We start from the raw sequence: 18639 nt of genomic DNA, 5'->3' as shown, positions 1-18639 counted from the left end.
ATCCAGACGCTCCTAGAGTTCGTCGCACGACCATGTGACACGGGTCACAGAAATGCGCAAACCGGGAGTTGTCTCATGATCAGTGCCCATGTCACGCACCTGAGGCTCGCCGTAGCCGCGGCGGCTGTCGGCCTGCTAGCCGCCGGGTGCGGAGGCGGCTCGTCCGGCGGCGGCAGCGCCACGTCGTCCGGCGGCGCCGGCGGGCTCGAGGGCAAGACGATCGACTTCGTCGGGTACGGCAAGGACAACCCGTGGGGGGCCTACTTCAACGGCGTGTTCGTCAAGAAGCTCGAAGCCGAAGGCGCCAAGATCCGGGACCTCACCACGATGGATCCCGGCACCGCGGTGTCGAACTTCAACCAGGCGATCGCCAACCGTCCCGACCTGATCGTCGCCGCCCTGCTGGACACCTCGTCGATGGTCGTGCCGATCAAGAAGGCGAAGCAGGCGAGCATCCCGGTGCTCGTCTTCGACGGCCGGCCCGACCCGTCCACCGACGGCGATGTCATGCAGGTCCTGTCCGACAGCGAAGCGCTGGGCACCGCGGCGGCCCAGAACCTGGTCGAAGGGATGAAGGCGCAGGGGAAGTCCTCCGGCAACATCATCGCGATCACCGGGACCAAGTCCGGCTTCGCCTCCCAGGACCGGATGAAGGGCTTCGACGCCGAGCTGGCCAGGACGCCGGAGTACAAGGTGGTCGACGTCCAGGACGGCAACTGGGATCCGACCCTCTCCGGCCGGATCGCCACCCAGCTCTTCGCCAAGTACGGCTGCTCGGGCATCCAGGGCGCGTACGGCATGGCCGACTACCAGGCGCTCCCGATCATCGCCGCGGCCAAGCAGGCGGGCTGCGAGGTGGGCGGCAAGACCGGCGTCATCGTCACCGGCAGCAACTGCTTCAAGGTCGGCATCGACGCGATCAGGTCCGGCGCCCTCTACGGAACCGCCACCGAGGACCCGGGCACCATCGCCGAGCAGACCGCCGACTACGTGATCAGGTATTTCGGCGGGCCCAAGCCGCCGGCGAAGGAGCTGGTCAAGGAGGAGCGGGTCACCAAGGGGAACGTCGACCAGTACGCGGAACAGTGCAGCAAAGCATGAGTCCGGATGACGACCTGGTCCGGGTGGACCGGCTGGTCAAGAGCTTCGGCAACACGCGGGCGGTACGCGGCGCCTCGTTCGGCCTCGCGGCCGGCGAGATCCACGCCCTGTGCGGGCACAACGGCGCCGGGAAGAGCACGGTCGTCAAGATGCTGTCCGGGCAGGTGGCGCCGGACGACGGCGCGGTGCTCATCGGCGGCGAGGTGGTCGACCTGCGGAGCCGGCAGGTCGCTCAGCGCAACGGGGTGGCCCTGGTCGACCAGGAGCTCAGCGTCGTCACCTCGCTCACGGTGGCCGAGAACCTCATTCTCGGCGACCTCCGGGCCCGCTGGATCAACCGGCCACGCGCCACCGGGCGACGGCTGCGGGTCCTGCTCGACAGCGTCGGCCTCGCCCACGTCGGCCTCGATCAGCCGCTCGGTGACCTGGGCATCGGGGAGCGGCAGCTGGTCGAGATCGCGCGCGCCCTGGGCCAGGACGCGCGGCTGGTCATCCTCGACGAGCCGACGGCCACGCTCAGCGACGTCGAGAGCGCCTACGTGTACGAGGCCGTCCGCAACGTCGCGGCCGCCGGTTGCGCCGTCCTCTTCGTCTCGCACCGGCTCGGTGAGGTCCTCGGCCTCTGCGACAAGGTGACCGTGATGCGCGACGGAGCGGTGGTGGCGACCACCCCGGTGGCGGAGCTGACGCTCGACTCGCTCATCGTCCAGATGCTCGGCGAGGCGCCACAACGGCTGGGCCGGCGCACCACCGGCGACGTCGAAGGCGTCGAGGTGCTCACCGTCTCCGGCTTGTCCGTGCCCGGCCGTGTCCGCGACTTCAGCCTCACCCTCCGAGCCGGCCGGGTGTACGCCCTGGCCGGCCAGCTCGGGTCGGGCGCCTCCGACGTGCTGCGCGCGATCGCGGGTCTGATGCCCGCGGCCACCGCGGAGCTGACCGTCGACGGTACGGCGGTCGGCCTCGGCCACCCGGCCGGCGCGATCAGGGCCGGCATCGCGTTCGTCTCGAACGACCGCAAGGCCGACGGGCTGTTCCTGCGCCGGCCGGTCAGCTGGAACCTGCTCGCCACGCGGCTGTCCCAGGTGACCCGGCTCGGGGTTCTCGACCCGCGCCGCTGGTCGAAGGCGCTGGCCGTACTCCTCGACCTGTGTGGTCTCGACCCCGCGCGGGCCGGCCACGCGGTCGGCTCGCTCAGCGGCGGCAACCAGCAGAAGGTCTTCGTCGGGCGCTGCCTCGGCCGGGACGACGTCCGCGTGCTGCTGCTCGACGATCCGACGCGTGGCGTCGACGTCGGCGGGCGGGCGGCGATCCACGCGCTCCTCCGGGACGCCACCGACCGTGGCATCGCGGTGCTGTTCAGCTCGACCGAGCTCGAGGAACTGCGCGACCTGGCCGATGTCGTGGTCACCATGCACCAGGGCGAGGCGGTACGGCGCCACGACGGCGACCCGGCCGACACGGTCCTGCTGCGGGAGATGACCCACGGCGCGGGCCCGGCTCTGGTGGAGGAACGGCCATGAACAACCTGCTGTCCGCGCCGGCGCGCCCCGAGGCCCCGGCCACCGAGCGAGCGGGCCGGCGCTCGCGTACCGAGATCATCATCGTCGTGGTCGTGGTCCTCGCCGTGCTGGCGGCCATCGTCGCCGGCCTGTCGACCCCTCGCTTCGCGACGGTGGCCAACGCCAAGGCGATCATCACGTCGGCGAGCCTCGTCGGCATCGCGGCGCTCGGCCTGACGTTGATCACGATCGGCGGGTCGGCGGTCTCGCTCGCGATCTCGCCGAGCGTCGCGGCGGTCGGCATGATCTTCCTGTCGGCCCAGTCGCTCGGCCTGGCGCCGGCGCTGGTCCTCGCCATCGCTGGCGGGACCCTCATCACCGGCCTGCAGGGCGCCGTCATCGGCTATGCCGCGGCCAACCCGGTGCTCCTCACCATCGCCACCAGCTTCGCCATCGCGGGGCTGGCCACCGGGATCAGCGGAGGTGAGACGGTCTCCCCCACCGGGACCGGGTACGACCGCCTGAACGCGACACCGGGTGGCGTGGCGCTCAGCGTGTACGCGCTGGTCGGCCTGACGCTGATCCTGGAGTGGCTGCTGCGGCGGACGGCCTTCGGACGGACCCTCTACCTGATCGGCGAGAACCGTCGCGCCGCCTGGACCGCGGGCCTGCCGGTCGGCCGGACGACCACGGTGGCCTGGCTCGCGGCGGGCGCCCTGTTCGCCGTGACGGCGGCGTTCACCGCGGCCTTCAACACGTCGGCCAACGTCAACCTCGGCGGCACGCTCACCTTCGACGCCATCGCCGCCGTCCTGGCCGGCGGCACCCCGATCTCCGGCGGTCGCGGTTCCGCGCTGCGCACCCTGGCCGGCGCCGTCCTGATCGCCGCCGTGTCCGACATCCTGCTGCTGCGCGGCTACTCCACCGGGGTCCAGATCATGGTGAAGGGACTCATCGTCCTGATCGTCGTCATTCTCGTGCACCTGCACGCGAAGGGGAGGAACGCATGAGGTCCCGCTCGCTCCGCCGGCCCGAGACGCTGGTGCCGCTGGCGTCGGTCACCATCATGATCGTCGCGTTCGCGATGATCCCGGCGTACACGGATGCGGCGATCGCGCCCTTCGACGTCTACAACACCTTCCAGATCTTCGCCCGCCTCGGTCTTCTCGCGCTCGCGCTGGGCCTGACGATGATCGCGGGAGAATTCGACCTGTCGGTGGTGGGAACGTACGCGCTCGGCGGGATGCTGGCCGTTCAGGCCGGCCAGGAGCACTGGGTCTACGGCCTGCTCGCCGCGGTGGCCGCCGGCGGGGTCATCGGCCTGGTGCAGGGCGGCGTCATCGCCGGCCTCAAGCTCCCGTCGATGCCGGTCACCCTGGCGACGTACATCACGCTCCTGGGCCTCACCAGCGCGCTGTCCGGCGGTCTCACCAAGACGTACTCGAACCCGTCCGTGACCCTGTGGGTCGATCAGACGGTGCTGACGTTCTTCTCCCCGCGCAGCCTGCTCACGCTGGGGCTCTTCCTCCTCGCGGCGGTCGTGCTGGCCGTCACCCGATGGGGCCGTGAGCTGCGTGCCATCGGCGGCGACCGGCGCGCGAGCCAGGTGGCCGGCGTCCGGGTCGGCCGCCTCATCGTCGGCACGTTCATGCTCTCCGGCATGCTGTCCGCCCTGGGCGGCTCCCTCCTGAGCTTCAGTCTGGGATCGGCCAACCCCGACCCCGGGGTCCAGCCGCTGATCGTGGCCGCGGCGGCCGCGCTGCTCGGCGGGCTCTCCCTCGCCGGTGGCCGCGGCAACGCGCTCGGGCTGCTCGGCGGCATCATGGCGGTCGCGCTGCTCGCCGAGATCGTCACGGTCGCCGCCCTGCCGGGTTACGTCACGCAGCTCTTCTTCGCGGGTCTCCTCGGCGTGATCGTCGTGATCGACGCCCCCGACCTGCACCGGGCGCTCCTGCGGCAACGGACGCGCCTGCGCCCGGAGCGAAACCCCGCCTCGATGCCGATCACCACAAGGGAGCTGTCTTGATGCGCGGCTTGATGCAGGACCGCCAGCTGACCATTCCGCCCCTGCTGTCGCGAGCCGAGACCAACTTCGGTCACAAGCGCATCGTCACCGGCGGCGCCACCGAGACCGTGAGCACGTGGCGCGAGGTGGCACCCCGGGTCCGCAAACTGGCCCGGGCCCTGGAGAGCCTGGGCGTGCCCGCGGGCGCGTGCGTCGGCACGTTCGCCTGGAACAGCCAGCGCCACGTCGAGCTCTACCTCGCGATTCCCAGCTCCGGGCGGATCCTGCACACCATCAACCACCGGCTCCACCACGAGCAGATCAGCTTCATCGTCAACGACGCCGCCGACGACGTCCTGTTCATCGACCGGACGATCCTGCCCGTCATCTGGCCGTTGGTGTCGTCGTTCGGCACGGTCCGGCACGTCGTCGTGATGGAGGACGGCGGCGACATGCCGCTGCCGGACGACCCCCGCGTTCTCGACTACGAGGAGCTCCTGAGCCGGCAGGCCGACCGGCCCTTCGAGACGGTGGTCGAGGACGAGAACACGGCCGCCGCCCTCTGCTACACGTCCGGAACCACCGGCAACCCCAAGGGCGTCCTCTACAGCCACCGGTCGGTGATCCTGCACAGCCTCCTCCTGCTCGGCGCGGACGTCTTCGCGTTGAGCGAGCGGGACGTGGTGGCGCCGATCGTGCCCATGTTCCACGTCAACGCGTGGGGGCTCCCGTACGCCGTCATGCAGTGTGGTTCCGATCTGGTCCTCCCCGGATCCATTCGCGACCCGGAGCAGATCGTCTCCCTGCTGTCCCGGCACCGGGTCACCTTCAGCGCCGCCGTGGCAACGGTCTGGCGCGACCTCATCCCCGCCCTGGCGAGTCACGATCTCAGCAGCCTGCGCCACATCGCCTGCGGCGGTGGCGCGGTCGACGACGCGCTGTCCCGGGCGTACGAGCAGATCGTCGGGATCCCGCTGACCAACGCGTGGGGCATGACCGAGACCAGTCCGGTCGTCACCACCTCCCGGCTGGCGACGCACCACGACAACCTCCGCGGCGAGGCGCGACGACTCCTGATCGGCACCCCGGGGCCGGCCGTGCCGCTGACCGAGATACGGGTCGTCGGCGACGACGGCACGGTGCAGCCGCACGATGGAAAGACCCCCGGCGAACTCCAGGTCGCCGGAGCCACGATCGCCCGCGCCTACTTCGGCACGGACATCGGCCGGGACGGCTTCACCTCCGACGGCTGGCTCCGCACCGGCGATGTGGCCACGATCGACGAATGGGGTTATCTGCGCATTGTCGACCGTACGAAAGACCTGGTGAAATCCGGAGGCGAATGGATTTCGTCGGTGCTCCTCGAGAACGCGGTGATGGCCGACCCGCGGGTCCGGGAAGCGGCCGTGATCGGCATCAGCGACCCGCGCTGGGGAGAACGCCCGATGGCCTGCGTGGTCCCTGCCGCGGGAGTTAACCTCACGGCGGAAGAAGTCCGTGCGCACCTCCGCGGCCGAGTCGCCTCGTGGTGGATTCCGGAACGGATCGAAATCATGGGCGAGATCCCGAAGACCGCGACCGGGAAATGGTCGAAACAAGCATTGCGTCGACGATTCGCCGACCCGGCGACCGGGTCACCGTGAACCGACCGGGTCACAGTAAACCGCCAGCGAACGAAGGAGCCGCCATGCCCATCGAACCACGCCTGATCGTCACCGGCCACAGCCCTCAGGGCGACGCGGTCTTCGTCGAGGATCGCCGGCCCGAATCGGTGACCGTCCAGGCTCTGCCCGGCGCCGACTTCTACCTGTTGTGGGGCACCGCCGACGGCGAGCCCCGGGTCGGCGAGAAGGACGCGGAACCGGTACTGCGGCCCTACTTCCCCGGCGTCGGGGGCAGCCGGGCCCTCTTCCTGCGCTGGGCCGCCCACTCCTCGGAGCCCGAGCCGGTCGTCGACCCGGCCGACATCGCGAGCGAGGTCGCGGCGAAACTCCCCGGGCTGCTGGACCCGTTCGAGGACGACGGCGACGGCATGCACACGACGGACACCATCGACTACGCGATCTGCCTGGAAGGCGAGCTGTGTCTCACGCTCGACAACGGCGCGGAGAAGACGCTGACCCCCGGCACCTGCGTGATCCAGCTGGGCACCAGACACGCGTGGCACAACAAGAGCGACCAACCGGCGCTGATGTGTTATGTCCAGATCGGAGCGGTGCGCGTCTGAACATCCACCTCCGCTGTGGCCGCGCCGGCTCACTCCGCCGGTGTGGTCAGGGCGCGTCCGTAGTCTTCGACCGCCAGGTACGGGTTGAGCCCCGGGTGGCGGCTCGCGACCGACACGTCCAGCCAGAAGCGACGCAGCGCGTTGGCCGGCCGGAAACCGCTCGCGCCGTGTAGGTCGAGCATGCGTTGTCGGCAAGCCCCCGATGACGTACCTGATCGACTGGCGTCTCGACCACGGTGCGCGGTTGCTGCGCGAGACGAGAGCGCCGCTGGCGACGATCGCCCGCCAGGTGGGCTACTCCAGCGAGTACGCCTTCGCCAACGCGTCCCGCGCAAGTTCGGCGTCGCACCGGGCCGGTTCCGTGCTCGGATGACCTCGTAGCGACCCTCGGCCCATGGGGAGGTCAGGCGTAGCTGACCGCGTAGTTGTCGCGCAGCTTGTCGCGGCTGACCGCCGGGTCGAAGTGCCAGCCCTGCCCCAGGTCGACTCCCACGGCCCGCAGGGCGGCGGCGTCCGCGCCGGTCTCCACCCCCTCGGCGACGACCTTCGCACCGATGACCCGGGCGACATCGACCAGTGAACGCGTCAGCACCTGCAGCACAGGGTCGTCGCCGAGACCGGTGACAATGCTGCGGTCCAGCTTGATGACGTCAGGAGCGGTGACGACGATGTGGCGCAGCGACGAGAATCCCGCGCCGACGTCGTCGATGGCCAGCCTCATGCCGGCGGCCCGCAGCGGTGCGAGAACCGCGCGCAGCTGATCGTAGTCGTCCACCGGGTCGTGTTCGGAGAGCTCGAGTACGACCCGGTCGGTGGGGAGACGCGAGAGCAGATCGGTGCACTCCGGGATCAGCAGCGTCGACGGAGACACGTTCATGGCCACGTACCCGCGGACGTGAGCGAGGTGTTCGGCCGCCCGGCGCAAGGCGAGGAGCTCCAGGCGGTGTCCTTCACCGATCATGTGGGCGTCGGCGAAACACCGGTCCGGTGGGAGGCCCCACTGCCGCGGGAAACGACTGAGCGCCTCGGCGCCGATCCGATCACCGCTGTCGAGGTCGACGATCGGCTGGAGCAGCACCACCGGCCCACCCGCGGCAACGATCGGCGCGATCCGCGCGGCGATCTCCGCGTGCTGAACACGTCGGCGCATGTCGGGCTCGATGAGCAACGACGCGGCCCGCGACAACACCTCCATCAGCGCCTTGTCGCGCTTGCCGAGGTTCTTGTCGGCCGTGAATCCCGCGGCGCGGAGTAGCTCAGCCACATTCTGAGCAGTTTCCGTGCGTTCCTGGCGCACTACGTTCCCCTCCGCGGCCCGCAACCGGCGACGGAACGCCCGCCACACCATTCCACCCATCGGCTGCCGTGGCCATGACCTGAGCGAAGCCTCGGCCCGGTGGGGCCCACTGGTGAGGAAGGGGCTGGAGACAGTCCAGCCCGCCGCCTCCGTCCTCTTCTGCCGCGTACGGGGTCAACACCTCGTGCGGTCGATGAACTCATGCCGGACGACATCGACCGGTGCGGATGGTGATCGGCTCGGCCGCTGGTGTGCCGGCAAGCACCATGGGACATCGACCGAAGTCGCAGCTCACGCGTTTATGGACGGAACGCTCGGGCATGCGGTCAGTGGCGCCACGTCAACCGGGACGAGCCGAAGATCCAGTCTCGCCCACCCCTCATCGCCGATGTTCATCGGAGCAGAATCATGAGTTCGTCCACCGATTCCACCAACTCCGGGTCGCACGCCTTCACACCCGGCAACGACGACCGCGAGCACGAGACGCCGTCGCACACCAAGGATTCGTCCGGCGACCGCAGGCACGGCTCCACCCCCGCCCGCACCGACCGGGACTCGGTCATCGCGCGGGAGAAGAACCGATACGGCGGCATCAAGTGGGGCTCCGCCTTCTTCGGCTGGCTCACCGCCACCGGCACCGCGGTCATCCTCACCGCCCTGCTCGTGGCCACCGGCGCCGCGGTCGGCGTCTCGACCGGCACCGACACCTCCGAGGCGCAGGCACAGGCGTCGGACCAGGCCGGCACGATCGGTGTCGCCGGCGGTCTCCTGCTGCTGCTGGTGCTGTTGATCGCCTACTTCTGCGGGGGCTACGTCGCCGGGCGGATGGCCCGTTTCAACGGCGCCAAGCAGGGCATCGCCGTGTGGGTGTGGGCGATCGTCATCGCCGCGCTCGTCGCCGTCGCCGGCGCCGTCGCCGGCAGCAAGTTCGACATCCTCGACAAGGTCGGCGGGTTCCCCCGGCTGCCGGTCGGCGGCGACGAGGTCACCACCGGCGCGATCATCGCCCTGGTGATCGCCGTCATCGCCGCCCTCGCCGGCGCGATCCTCGGCGGGCTCGCCGGCATGCGGTTCCACCGCAAGGTCGACCGGGCCGGCCTCGGCCACTGACTCAAGGCAACACCCAAAACCGATCTCAGGCGGGCGTACGTTCTCGTGCGCCCTTACCTCACCCTGCCCTGCTCACGAACATGCCGGGCATTCCCCCGGAAGGAAGGGATCGTCGTGATCACCCGCAACGACATTCAACGACTCATCGGTACCGACGTCTACGCCGACGACGGCGACAAGATCGGCTCCGCCGGCCAGGTCTACCTCGACAACAAAACCGGCAACCCGGGAATGGGTATCGGTCAAGACCGGCCTCTTCGGCACCAAGGAGTCCTTCGTGCCGCTCGACGGGGCCAGACTGTCCGGTGACCGCCTTGAGGTGCCGTACGCCAAGTCCCAGGTCAGAAAGGCGCCTCACGTCGACGTCGACGACGACCTGAGCCCCGGCCAGGAGGAAGAGCTGTACCGCTACTACGGCCGGGCCGCCGGCAACGACCGCCCAGCCGGCGACACCGACCGGAACACCGATACGACCAGCGACACCGTGACCGACGCCGGCCGCGACGACACCCGGGACCGCTCGGGCGACAACGCGATGACCCGTTCCGAGGAGCGCCTGGTCGCCGACACCCGCACCGAGCGGGCCGGCACGGCGCGGCTGCGTAAGTATGTCGTCACCGAGGAGCAACAGGTCACCGTGCCAGTCACCCGCGAAGAGGTGACGCTGGACCGCGAGCCGATCACCGACGCCAACGCCGGCAACGCGCTGGACGGCCCGGCCATCACCGAGTCCGAGCACGAGGTGACCCTGCACGCGGAACGCCCCGTCGTGGACACCGAGGCCGTCCCGGTCGAGCGCGTGCGACTCGGCAAGCAGACCGTCACCGACGAGGAGACCGTCAGCGGCGAGGTCCGCAAGGAGCAGATCGACCTCGATGGTCCCGAGGACCGCAACCGGTCGAACCGCTGAACTCCAGATCGAGGCGGGGCGGTGTGAGCGCCCTCTCTTGGGGTACACGCCGCACGCCGGGGTAGCCGCACGATGGGGTGGCGAAGAGCTACTCACCGGCTTCGCGGAGGCCCTCGCCGCGCGGTCCACCATTCGACCTGCCCTGGGGATCATCACGGGCCACACCGGCACCCCGGCCAAGGACGCCTACATCGATCTGCGGCTGCGGCTGCGGCTGCGGCGAAGTCTTCCGCGCGGTGACGGCCGTCCAGCCGATGGATCCGGAGATGCCGGCGGCCTCGAGCTCGGCGTCGATGCGCGCGACCACGGTGGTGCGTCGTCCGTCGTGCGTCGGTTCAGCAGCAGGCCGAACTCGTCGCCGCCGATCCGCGCCACGATGCCGGTGTCGCGCAGGCCGCGCTGAACGCCGGTTTGTTTGACCCCGTGACAAGAGTCGTGTGAGGTCATGAGGTGCCAGGTAGCGATACAACGTCAGGGCCGGCCGGCCGCGTGGATTCCGGTGATCGGTTGTCGGCTGGGCCGGGGTGGTCGCCGTGGCGGGTGGTGATCGGCTTCGGTGTGGTGAGCCTGGCCGCGGACATGGTCTATGAGGGTGCCCGGTCGGTGTACGGGCCGCTGCTGGCCTCCCTCGGCGCGTCCGCGCTGGCGGTTGGTCTGATCACCGGCGCCGGCGAGGCGGCCGCGCTGGTGCTGCGGCTGGTGTCGGGGCCGCTGGCCGACCGGACCCGCCGGTACTGGACGTTGACGATCGCCGGGTATGCGCTGACGGCGGTGTGCGTGCCGCTGCTGGCGGTGACTCCGGCGTTGGGTGCGGCGGGGCTGGCGGTGGCCGTAGTGCTGATCGTGGTTGAGCGGCTGGGCAAGGCGGTGCGCTCACCGGCGAAGTCGGCGCTGCTGGCCGACGCTGCCGGCGCGGTCGGGATGGGCCGCGGAATGGGCGTGCACCAGGCCCTCGATCAGGTCGGGGCGTTCGCCGGGCCGCTGCTGCTGGCGGGGCTCATCGTCGCGGCAGGTGGGCGGCTGTGGCCGGGTCTGGCCGTCTTGGCCGTGCCGGGGTTGCTGGCGATGGTCGTGCTCGTTGTCGTCCGGCGCCGTGCCGTAGCCGTCCATCCGCGCCCCCGCGCCGGCGCCGCTGCGGTCGGCGAACCGGCCGAGGAGGCGCGTACCAGGCTGCCCCGGCTCTTCTGGTGGTTCGCGGTGGCGTGCGCGGTGTGCACCGGCGGACTGATGACGTTCGGGCTGATCGGGTTCCATCTCGCGCGAGCCGGCGTGGTGCCGACCGCCGGGGTGCCGCTGCTGTACGCCGCCGCGATGGCCGCGGCCGCGGTCGCGGCGCTCGCCACCGGCGCCCTCTACGACCGTGTCGGTCCACGCGTGCTGCTGGTTCTGCCGGTGCTGGTCGCGGTGGTCCCGGCGCTGGCCTTCTCCACCAGCCTGGCCGTGGCGGCCGGCGGGGTTCTGGTGTGGGGTACCGCGACGGGGGTGCAGGACTCCACCGTCAAGGCATTCGTCGCCGACCTGGTGTCACGGCAGCGCCGGGCCACCGCGTACGGGATCTTCGCCGCCGTGCAGGGAGCCGGCGCGCTGATCGGCGGCGCCACGGCGGGCACCCTCTACGAGGCATCCCTGACCTGGCTTCTCGTCGTGGTCGCGGCCACGCAGGCCGCCGCAATGCTCATCCTGCTGACCGTTCTGGCCCGCAGGCGAACGCCGGATCCCAGTTCGCCCGCGTAACCCGGCCGCCCACGAGAGGCACCTGGTCGGCGCACCCCGAGGTGACACCGTCAAGACAACCGCAGGCCCCGCGGGCCGGGGTGTTCCTGCTGTCGGTGGTACTGCGAGGGGGTCCTGACAAGGTCTGTCAGGCGGGCGAACCGGCGTGATGGTCAGGAACGGGATGGGGCAGTCTTCGCAGGTGCAGTTGGTGAGGCTGTCGCAGCGGGCGTCGACGACGTCGGTCAGGGCGGCTCGGATGACGGTGAGATCGGCGATCCGGGCGTCGATCTCGGCGATCTTGTCGGTGGCCCGCTGCCGCAGGTCAGGAGCGGGATGCCGGCCTCGTCCGGCGGCGATCAGGTCGGCGACCTCGTCCAGGGTGAAGCCGAGGCGCTGGGCGGCCTTGATGACGCCGAGCAGGGCGACCGTGTCGGGCGGGTAGAGGCGGTGCCCGCCGTTCGACCGGACCGGCTCGGCGAGCAGGCCACGGCGTTCGTAGTAACGCAGCGTCTGGACGTTGACGCCGGCGCGTTCGGCGACCTCGCCGGTACGCAGCCCGTTCGCGGCGCCGCTCATGACGGCCGGCCGTGCGTCGCGCCAGTCATGACGCCCGGCCGTTCGTCGCGGTGCGGGCGCGGTCCGCGAGGGACGCGAGGACGTCCGCGTACCGGGAGGGCACCTCGATGTCGAGGACCACCTCGTCCGGTACGGGAGTGACGGTGAACCTGAAGAACGAGCAGCACTGCGACTCGCGCGTGGTCAGGTCGCGGACCGTGGCGGCCAGGTCGGCCGGGCCGGTCAGGCGCATCCGGGCGTGCGTCGCGGTGAGGTGCTCGACGGTCCGGACGGCGGTGCTGAACAGGGTGTCGAACTCGGCCAGCCGCACGGGCTGCTCGGCCGTCGGCAACGTGCAGGCATCGGGTACGGCGTACGACATGCCGGTCTCCTGGTGTGAGGTCTTCGGACGCCCCTCGACGGTAAGGCTGTACCCGGGTACCGAATGCAAGCCCCCGGCTACGGCAGGAACGTCGCTTGGACGAGATAGAGGCCGGCCAGGGCGGTGGCGAGGCCGCCGAGCAGGATCCGCAGGGCTCGTTCGGGTATCTGCGGCTGAAGGTGGGCGCCGAGGTAGCCGCCGATCGCGCCGACGGCGGCCCCGAGGGCCAGGACGGCGCGCCGGGGCAGGGGCGGCCGGTCAGCGGTTCTGCCTCGTACGGCGCGGGCGAGGAGCCAGAGTCCGAGCGGGAGCAGCACGAGGGCCACGACCAGCCGGAAGATCTGCGAACCGGCCCGGCGGCAAGCTGCGGACCCCCGGCTAGAGCAGGCGGGCCAGGGCATCCTCGGAAGGGGTGCCGGGGTCGGCCTGGTAAACGATGATCGTCTGATCCGGCGCGGCCGCGATCGTCAGGGCCTGCCGCCGCAGCGTCAGAGGCCCGACGACCGGGTGGACGAACCGCTTGATCTCATCGCGTACGGGCTGCACGTCGTAGGTCTTCCACATGCCGCGGAACTCGTCATTCGTCAGCATGGACTCGATCAACTCGGTCGTGCGGGGATCGCGGACGTCGCCCTCCGCGCGCAACGCGGCAGCGGTCTGCGCGGCGACCTGCGTCCAATCCGGGAAGAGCGCGCGTACGGCGGGATCGCGGAAAATACCGCGGACCAGGTTCTGTCCGGGCGTGTAGAGGCCGGACAGCGCCATGGCCGTCTTGTTCGCCGCCAGCACGTCGAAGCGACGATCGCGTACGTAGGCCGGGACGTGCTCCCACGTGTTGAGCAACCGCTGCACCGCGTCGGAGGCGTTCTCCTCGCCGGCCGGTCGTGGTCGCGGGGCGGCCAGCGCGTACAGATGCGCGGCCTCGTCGGCATCGAGTCTCAGCGCGCTGGACAGGGCGCTCAGCACCTGCGCCGAGGGATTGTGGTCCTCCCCCTGTTCCAGCCGGGTCAGGTAGCGTGGGCTCATCCCGGCGAGGCGCGCGAGCTCTTCCCGGCGCAGACCGGGGACGCGACGGCGGCCCGACGTGGTCAGGCCCACGTCCTCCGGCCGGACCCGCCCGCGCCGCGCCTTGAGGAAGGCGCCGAGCTCGTTGTCCTCGCGCATCGCTCCGAGGGTACCCCTGGCAGGGGTCTGGTTACCGTCCGGCGGCCGACGGACGGTGGAGCGATGAAGACATGGTTCATCACCGGCGCGTCCCGCGGCTTCGGCCACGTCTGGGCGGACGCCGCTCTCGAACGCGGGGACCGGGTGGTCGCGACCGCACGCGATCCTCGCCGGCTCAACGATCTGGTCGATACGTACGGGGACCGCGTCCTCCCCTTGGCGCTGGACGTGACCGACCGGTCAGCGGTCTTCGCCGCGGTATCCCGCGCGGTTGAGGTGACCGGCCGGTTGGACGTCGTGGTCAACAACGCCGGATACGGACTGTTCGGCATGGTCGAGGAGACGACGGAGGAACAAGCCCGCGCGCAGATGGAGACGAACTTTTTCGGCGCGCTCTGGGTGACGCAGGCGGTCCTGCCGGTCCTGCGTACGCAGGGCAGCGGCCACCTCCTGCAGGTGTCCAGCATCGGCGGCGTCGGCGCGTTCCCGACGCTCGGCCTCTACAACGCCTCGAAATGGGCTCTCGAGGGGCTCAGCGAGGCGCTCGCCGCGGAGCTCGCACCGCTTGGCCCCAAGCTGACGATCGTCGAGCCCGGACCGTACGGAACCGACTGGTCGGGGGCATCGGCGGTGCACACCGAGCCCATCGACGCCTACGAGCCGGTACGGCAGGCGCGCCGCGCCGGAGCATCCGCCCGCACCCCCGCCGATCCCGCGGTGACCGCCGCGGCCATCCTGCGGCTTGTCGACGCCGAGCATCCGCCGCTGCGTCTGTTTCTCGGCCCATTCCCGTACACCGTCGTCGATAAGCTCTACAAGGAGCGGCTGGCCACGTGGAACGACTGGCGCTGGCTCGCCGAGCAAGCGACATAAGCGTCCACCGGGCCGCCGTCAGTCCGGGTCGGGCGTACAGATGGTCAGAAAGGTTTTCTGGTTCTCGCGTTGGACGTCCGACGCGGTCATCCAACCCTGCCGGCCGAACAGGTAGCTGTCGGCCGGGTGCTGGGCCGATTCGCGCAGCACCTGGGCGACGTCGGCCCGGGCGCCGTTCGCCTTCGGGCCGTCGACGGAGAAGACGATCGAACTGGCCTTGGTCCAGTCGTAGCCCGCGGGCAGCGGCGTCCTGACCTGTAGGGGCCCACCGGAGTCCGGCGGGGAGCCCTCGCCGCTACGCAGCAGGTCCATGCGCTCGACCTGCACTCCCGGCTTGGGCGCGGTCCACTCCTGCTGCGTGCTCTGCTTGGTGCCGGAGTCGAAGATCAGCCTCATGCCGATGACACCCTGGCAGGGGGTGCCCGTCCACAGTTTCAGGACGCCGTCGTCGACGCGGAACCCGGCCGCCGGCGGCAGGGACGGCGCGAACTGCGCCTCGGTGTCACACGCCGCGGCCGCCGCCACCACGAGCAGGGCAGCGCACGCGGCGCGCAGCCGCTCAGTGATATCCGCCATCGGACAGTCCCGCGTCTTCCTCGGTCTCGTTGCCGCCGGTGACCTGCTCCCACACGTACGAGGCGAGGAAGCCGGTGTAGCCTTCGCGCGCCCACTGCTGGGAGTGGCGCTCCTCGTGGTGCAGCAGCCGGTCCATGTCGAGTTGACCAGGTTCTGGGCCCGCCTCGCCTTCGTACCATGCCTGGCCCGACTTCGCCGCCTCCCGCAGCTGTTGCGCCGGATCGTCCGGGTCGTCGATGTTCATCATGAACGTGTCGCCCCACGTCGTTCCGCCGCGTTGGCTGAACTGGTCCTGGACGAGGTTCCCGCCCAGGCCCATCATCATGCCGTTCGGGGTGGTCACCAACCGCCCGCCGTTGGCGTGCACGAATCCCACATCGTCGTCGTAGCTGAAGGAGTTCTCCTTCTGCCGGTCGGTGATCCGGCGCAGTTCCTCGGAGCTGTACGGGGTCGGTGTGAAGTCGGTCGTCTCGCCTTCGGTGCCGTAGTCGGTGCCCGCGTTCAGGACGTAGGTCATCCGCACCGCGGCGGCCGCGTCGTCCCCGCTGATGTCGGTCGGCATCAGGAAGTACGACTTGTAGATCCCGTCGCCGTCCTCGTCCTCGCGGATCTCCTCCATCCCGTCGAGGACCTTGAAGGACTCCGGCGTGATGTGGTGGTCGGCGGCGATCTGCTTGATCGTGTCGATCGAAACGCCGCGGCGTACGGCGTTCTCCAGCCAGTGCCGGTACTGGCCGTCCACGGGTGGCCCGGTCAGCAGCCCGGCGTCGCGCAGCGACTGCTCCATCTCGGCCACCCGGGCGTCGAGGTCGCCGCCCTTGCCCGCGTCGGACAGGGTGGTCGCCTCGTGGTCGCTGATCCTGCGGTCCTGGACGAGTTGCATCACCCGGGCCAGCGCGGCGTCGATGGCGGTCGCCGTGGTGAGGATCGCCGCGGTCTCGCGCACCAGCTGCTGCTGGATGGTGGCGCGGTACCGCTGGGCCCCGGCGCGGTCCTCGGCCTCGAACCGCGACCGCGGCGGAGGGTCGGCCGGTCTGACGTCCACGATCGCGCCGTCGGGGTTGATGCGGAACTGGTAGGTGTCGGCGAGAGCGTCGTTGTTGGCGATCCGGCTCCTCAACGCGGTCACATCGTCCGACGCGTTCTGCAGGGCTCGTACGACGGCGGACAGCTCCGCGACCAGGATCTCGGCGTTGTTCCGGGTCTTTCCCAGCGAGCTGCGGGCGCCCTCCCCCGCGGGGCCGTGCCAGTCGGGCAGTCTCTTGGCGTCGTCGAGCTCGTCCTGCAGCCCGACGAGCGTGTTCTGCCGGCCACGCAGCTCGGTGGCCGACGTCTCGAGCCCGTCAGCGTCCCAGTTCCGGACGTCGTCGTAGCTGACCGTCATCCCCCGAAAGCTCGTTTCGCCGACTCGTCACTCGCGGCGTATTCCTTCGCGGCCGACGTGACCGACCTGCTCCACCGATCGATCTCGCCCGCCCACCCCTTCGCGCGTTCATTGAGCGCCGACGCCAGAGCGGGCGCGCCGGCCGCCGCGGCCCCACCGGGCAACGCTGTCGCGATCGCGTCCAGGCCGGTACCCGGACTCACCGCCCTGGCCTGGTCCGCGGCGGATCCGGCCGCCTTGGCCGCGCTCCGCAGCTGGCCGATCTGAAGCTCGAAACCGCTCACAGTCCGTGGTCACCACCCTCTGCATCGGCCTCCACCCGGCACCATACTAAAATTTGCGGGCGTGGATCGCCGCCCCTCGATTCCGCGGCATCTACCGCTGGGCCCGGGGAGGCGCTGGAGGCGCCGGTCGAGGGGCCGTTGAACGCCTCGACCTGAACCAAAGCCAGGGCTGCGGGCTGCTTCTCCTACTCGGCGAACGGAGCGTTCATCAAAATGTCGTCCGGGGCGGGAATCGGGAAGTTCGGGATGCGGCGCCGTCCCACCTCGGAAAAGGGATGCAGGACATAAGCCGCCGGTTTCTCGTTGAGGTGCCGCAACAGATCACCGAGCGCCATCTGTTTGAAGCCCGACCGCGGGAAATGAGAAAGCACGTCACGCATCGTGCTGGGCGGTATGAGCTCGTAATTGAAGCCGGCGAAGTCCAGTCCGGACCCGGCCGAGACGAGGGCGATCTCCGGCCGCTTCCGCCGGGCGACTCCGCCGTTCGTATGCAGGGCGATCGCGTCCCAGACGACGTCGATCCGACTCGCCGAGACGCCCTTGCCGCTCAGGAAGCGCTGGGCGGCGTCAGCACCGTCCACCTCGAAAGGTTGCGCCGGGGTGGCGTATTTCTGCAGCATGCCGAGGTCGTGCAGGGCCGAAGCGACGAACGCGAGCTCACGGTCGTACCGGACGCCTTGGCGATCGGCCAGCAGGCAGCCGAAGACGTACGTACGCATGCAATGGTTGAAGAAGACCTCGGGAAATGCCTCCCGGGCGAATGCCGCGGAATCGCGGGCGAGCTTGGTCTGGGGTATCGGGATTCCCGCTACCACCGGCGGCAGCCCCGCCGGTCGTTTCCCTGTCTCGCCGGCCACGGGTAACGCTGGGACGGCGGCGGCGGCCATGCTTCCGCGCAGCAATGTTCGCCGATCCACGGCTTGACGATCTGGTTCGATGTTGAAGCTCGGCACAGTTCCTCCAGGGGCGACGGTGAGTTTGACGGTAGGCATCGAACCTCCGGCGCGATATGCGCAAAATAGCCAATCTCCAACGCGATCCCGCCACCTGGCCGGCGTGACAGCGGCCGTGAAGCATCTTTGAAGCTCGGCCTCGATAGACCTTCGGGCGAAGCGGCACACCGCAGCGGTTGTCGCCGATCGGTCACGAGACCCAGTGGGGAGACTGGCGCCCGATCCACCACCTCGATCCGTACCCGTACTAGTTGCCTGCGAAAGGTTCGGAAAATGGCCACCGTCACCATGCCCGAGTCCGAGAAGACCTACGACAGCGCGATGGATGCGATCGCCGCCTCGTTCCGCACCCTGGAGGACGCGGATTCCTTCGACGTCGCCTCGCAGTCGTACCTGCGAGGGGACCTCGACATCGACGCCACACTCGACGAGATGGAGAGCTTCTTCCACGGGGCGATGATCGACGGGCGCGTCGAGCGCTACCGCATCGTCGAGCTCACCAAGCGGATGGAGACGATGTGCGGCACGCCGTCGATCCTGCTGACGATCACGTCCTGCACTCTCGTGCTCAGCTGCGGGACCTGCTGAGTCCCACCGCGAACT

General features: G+C 70.1%; 23 protein-coding genes and 1 pseudogene. 14 read left to right on the top strand and 10 right to left on the bottom strand.

What is annotated here, in order from left to right; genetic code table 11:
- Nucleotides 1-75 precede the first annotated feature (75 nt).
- From AB0M54_RS18195 to AB0M54_RS18170, 6 genes are read left to right on the top strand one after another with little or no spacing between them, the layout of a single operon-like run.
- Nucleotides 76-1101, top strand: coding sequence for a sugar ABC transporter substrate-binding protein (locus tag AB0M54_RS18195; protein WP_364472543.1), 1026 nt, complete (start codon nt 76-78; stop codon nt 1099-1101).
- Nucleotides 1098-2621 carry a sugar ABC transporter ATP-binding protein gene (locus AB0M54_RS18190; protein WP_364472541.1) on the top strand — a complete coding sequence of 508 codons (1524 nt, stop codon included), beginning with the start codon at nt 1098-1100 and terminating at the stop codon, nt 2619-2621. The genes AB0M54_RS18195 and AB0M54_RS18190 overlap by 4 nt, the downstream gene beginning before the upstream one ends.
- On the top strand, nt 2618-3610 hold the full coding sequence (locus tag AB0M54_RS18185) for an ABC transporter permease (protein WP_364324517.1): 993 nt from the start codon (nt 2618-2620) through the stop codon (nt 3608-3610). The genes AB0M54_RS18190 and AB0M54_RS18185 overlap by 4 nt, the downstream gene beginning before the upstream one ends.
- Nucleotides 3607-4626 carry an ABC transporter permease gene (locus AB0M54_RS18180; RefSeq protein WP_364324514.1) on the top strand — a complete coding sequence of 340 codons (1020 nt, stop codon included), beginning with the start codon at nt 3607-3609 and terminating at the stop codon, nt 4624-4626. Before AB0M54_RS18185 ends, AB0M54_RS18180 begins: the two co-directional genes overlap by 4 nt.
- Nucleotides 4626-6248 (top strand): long-chain fatty acid--CoA ligase, encoded by a 1623-nt coding sequence (locus tag AB0M54_RS18175; RefSeq protein ID WP_364472539.1) that lies wholly within the window; start codon nt 4626-4628, stop codon nt 6246-6248. The genes AB0M54_RS18180 and AB0M54_RS18175 overlap by 1 nt, the downstream gene beginning before the upstream one ends.
- Before the next feature lie 44 nt (nt 6249-6292).
- On the top strand, nt 6293-6832 hold the full coding sequence (locus tag AB0M54_RS18170) for a cupin domain-containing protein (protein WP_364472537.1): 540 nt from the start codon (nt 6293-6295) through the stop codon (nt 6830-6832).
- 29 nt (nt 6833-6861) lie between these two features.
- Here the strand turns inward: AB0M54_RS18170 and AB0M54_RS18165 are convergent, their stop codons facing one another.
- Complete coding sequence (locus AB0M54_RS18165; RefSeq protein WP_364472535.1) at nt 6862-7014, bottom strand: hypothetical protein; 153 nt, start codon at nt 7012-7014, stop codon at nt 6862-6864.
- A 20-nt stretch (nt 7015-7034) separates the two neighbouring features.
- On the opposite strand from AB0M54_RS18165, the gene AB0M54_RS18160 reads away from it, so the two are divergent.
- A complete protein-coding gene (locus AB0M54_RS18160; protein ID WP_364472533.1) occupies nt 7035-7205 on the top strand; it encodes a hypothetical protein in 171 nt (56 codons plus the stop codon).
- Nucleotides 7206-7235: 30 nt separating this feature from the next.
- On the opposite strand, the gene AB0M54_RS18155 is transcribed toward AB0M54_RS18160, so the two are convergent.
- Nucleotides 7236-8096 carry an EAL domain-containing protein gene (locus AB0M54_RS18155; RefSeq protein ID WP_364472531.1) on the bottom strand — a complete coding sequence of 287 codons (861 nt, stop codon included), beginning with the start codon at nt 8094-8096 and terminating at the stop codon, nt 7236-7238.
- A gap of 441 nt (nt 8097-8537) precedes the next feature.
- Here AB0M54_RS18155 and AB0M54_RS18150 point away from each other — a divergent pair, with 441 nt between their 5' ends.
- The 5 genes from AB0M54_RS18150 to AB0M54_RS18130 all read left to right on the top strand — a co-directional run bounded on the left by AB0M54_RS18150 (nt 8538) and on the right by AB0M54_RS18130 (nt 11883).
- Nucleotides 8538-9239, top strand: a complete 702-nt coding sequence (locus AB0M54_RS18150) for a hypothetical protein (RefSeq protein WP_364472529.1) — start codon at nt 8538-8540, stop codon at nt 9237-9239.
- 114 nt (nt 9240-9353) lie between these two features.
- Nucleotides 9354-9548 carry a PRC-barrel domain-containing protein gene (locus AB0M54_RS18145; protein WP_364472527.1) on the top strand — a complete coding sequence of 65 codons (195 nt, stop codon included), beginning with the start codon at nt 9354-9356 and terminating at the stop codon, nt 9546-9548.
- A complete protein-coding gene (locus AB0M54_RS18140; RefSeq protein ID WP_364472525.1) occupies nt 9517-10149 on the top strand; it encodes a YsnF/AvaK domain-containing protein in 633 nt (210 codons plus the stop codon). The genes AB0M54_RS18145 and AB0M54_RS18140 overlap by 32 nt, the downstream gene beginning before the upstream one ends.
- 37 nt (nt 10150-10186) lie before the next feature.
- Nucleotides 10187-10552, top strand: a complete 366-nt coding sequence (locus tag AB0M54_RS18135; RefSeq protein ID WP_364472523.1) for a hypothetical protein — start codon at nt 10187-10189, stop codon at nt 10550-10552.
- A gap of 140 nt (nt 10553-10692) precedes the next feature.
- Nucleotides 10693-11883 carry an MFS transporter gene (locus AB0M54_RS18130; protein WP_364472705.1) on the top strand — a complete coding sequence of 397 codons (1191 nt, stop codon included), beginning with the start codon at nt 10693-10695 and terminating at the stop codon, nt 11881-11883.
- A 231-nt stretch (nt 11884-12114) separates the two neighbouring features.
- Here the strand turns inward: AB0M54_RS18130 and AB0M54_RS18125 are convergent.
- From AB0M54_RS18125 to AB0M54_RS18110, 4 genes and pseudogenes are all read right to left on the bottom strand, one after another.
- Nucleotides 12115-12441, bottom strand: a pseudogene (locus AB0M54_RS18125) (MerR family transcriptional regulator); the annotation flags it as partial.
- Nucleotides 12442-12466: 25 nt separating this feature from the next.
- Nucleotides 12467-12802 carry a hypothetical protein gene (locus tag AB0M54_RS18120; RefSeq protein WP_364472521.1) on the bottom strand — a complete coding sequence of 112 codons (336 nt, stop codon included), beginning with the start codon at nt 12800-12802 and terminating at the stop codon, nt 12467-12469.
- Nucleotides 12803-12879: 77 nt separating this feature from the next.
- Entirely contained in the window at nt 12880-13128 is a 249-nt protein-coding gene (locus tag AB0M54_RS18115) for a hypothetical protein (RefSeq protein ID WP_364472519.1), read from the bottom strand.
- A 52-nt stretch (nt 13129-13180) separates the two neighbouring features.
- Entirely contained in the window at nt 13181-13966 is a 786-nt protein-coding gene (locus tag AB0M54_RS18110) for a helix-turn-helix transcriptional regulator (protein ID WP_364472517.1), read from the bottom strand.
- A 63-nt stretch (nt 13967-14029) separates the two neighbouring features.
- On the opposite strand from AB0M54_RS18110, the gene AB0M54_RS18105 reads away from it, so the two are divergent.
- A complete protein-coding gene (locus AB0M54_RS18105) occupies nt 14030-14839 on the top strand; it encodes an SDR family oxidoreductase (protein WP_364472515.1) in 810 nt (269 codons plus the stop codon).
- An 18-nt stretch (nt 14840-14857) separates the two neighbouring features.
- Here the strand turns inward: AB0M54_RS18105 and AB0M54_RS18100 are convergent, their stop codons facing one another.
- The 4 genes from AB0M54_RS18100 to AB0M54_RS18085 form a co-directional block, all read right to left on the bottom strand.
- Nucleotides 14858-15415: a hypothetical protein gene (locus AB0M54_RS18100; RefSeq protein WP_364472513.1), complete on the bottom strand. Its 558-nt coding sequence runs from the start codon at nt 15413-15415 to the stop codon at nt 14858-14860.
- Nucleotides 15399-16799: a hypothetical protein gene (locus AB0M54_RS18095; protein WP_364472511.1), complete on the bottom strand. Its 1401-nt coding sequence runs from the start codon at nt 16797-16799 to the stop codon at nt 15399-15401. Before AB0M54_RS18095 ends, AB0M54_RS18100 begins: the two co-directional genes overlap by 17 nt.
- Complete coding sequence (locus AB0M54_RS18090) at nt 16796-17083, bottom strand: hypothetical protein (RefSeq protein WP_364324469.1); 288 nt, start codon at nt 17081-17083, stop codon at nt 16796-16798. The genes AB0M54_RS18095 and AB0M54_RS18090 overlap by 4 nt, the downstream gene beginning before the upstream one ends.
- A 185-nt stretch (nt 17084-17268) precedes the next feature.
- Nucleotides 17269-18036, bottom strand: coding sequence for an HD domain-containing protein (locus AB0M54_RS18085; RefSeq protein ID WP_364472509.1), 768 nt, complete (start codon nt 18034-18036; stop codon nt 17269-17271).
- Nucleotides 18037-18309: 273 nt separating this feature from the next.
- Between AB0M54_RS18085 and AB0M54_RS18080 the strand changes: the two genes are divergently transcribed.
- Nucleotides 18310-18624: a hypothetical protein gene (locus tag AB0M54_RS18080; RefSeq protein ID WP_364472507.1), complete on the top strand. Its 315-nt coding sequence runs from the start codon at nt 18310-18312 to the stop codon at nt 18622-18624.
- Nucleotides 18625-18639 lie beyond the last annotated feature (15 nt).

This window comes from Actinoplanes sp. NPDC051470 (assembly GCF_040682035.1).
Taxonomy (GTDB): Bacteria; Actinomycetota; Actinomycetes; order Mycobacteriales; family Micromonosporaceae; genus Actinoplanes.
The sequence above is the reverse complement of the archived record's forward strand: the minus strand, read 5'-3'. Positions and strand labels throughout refer to the sequence as shown.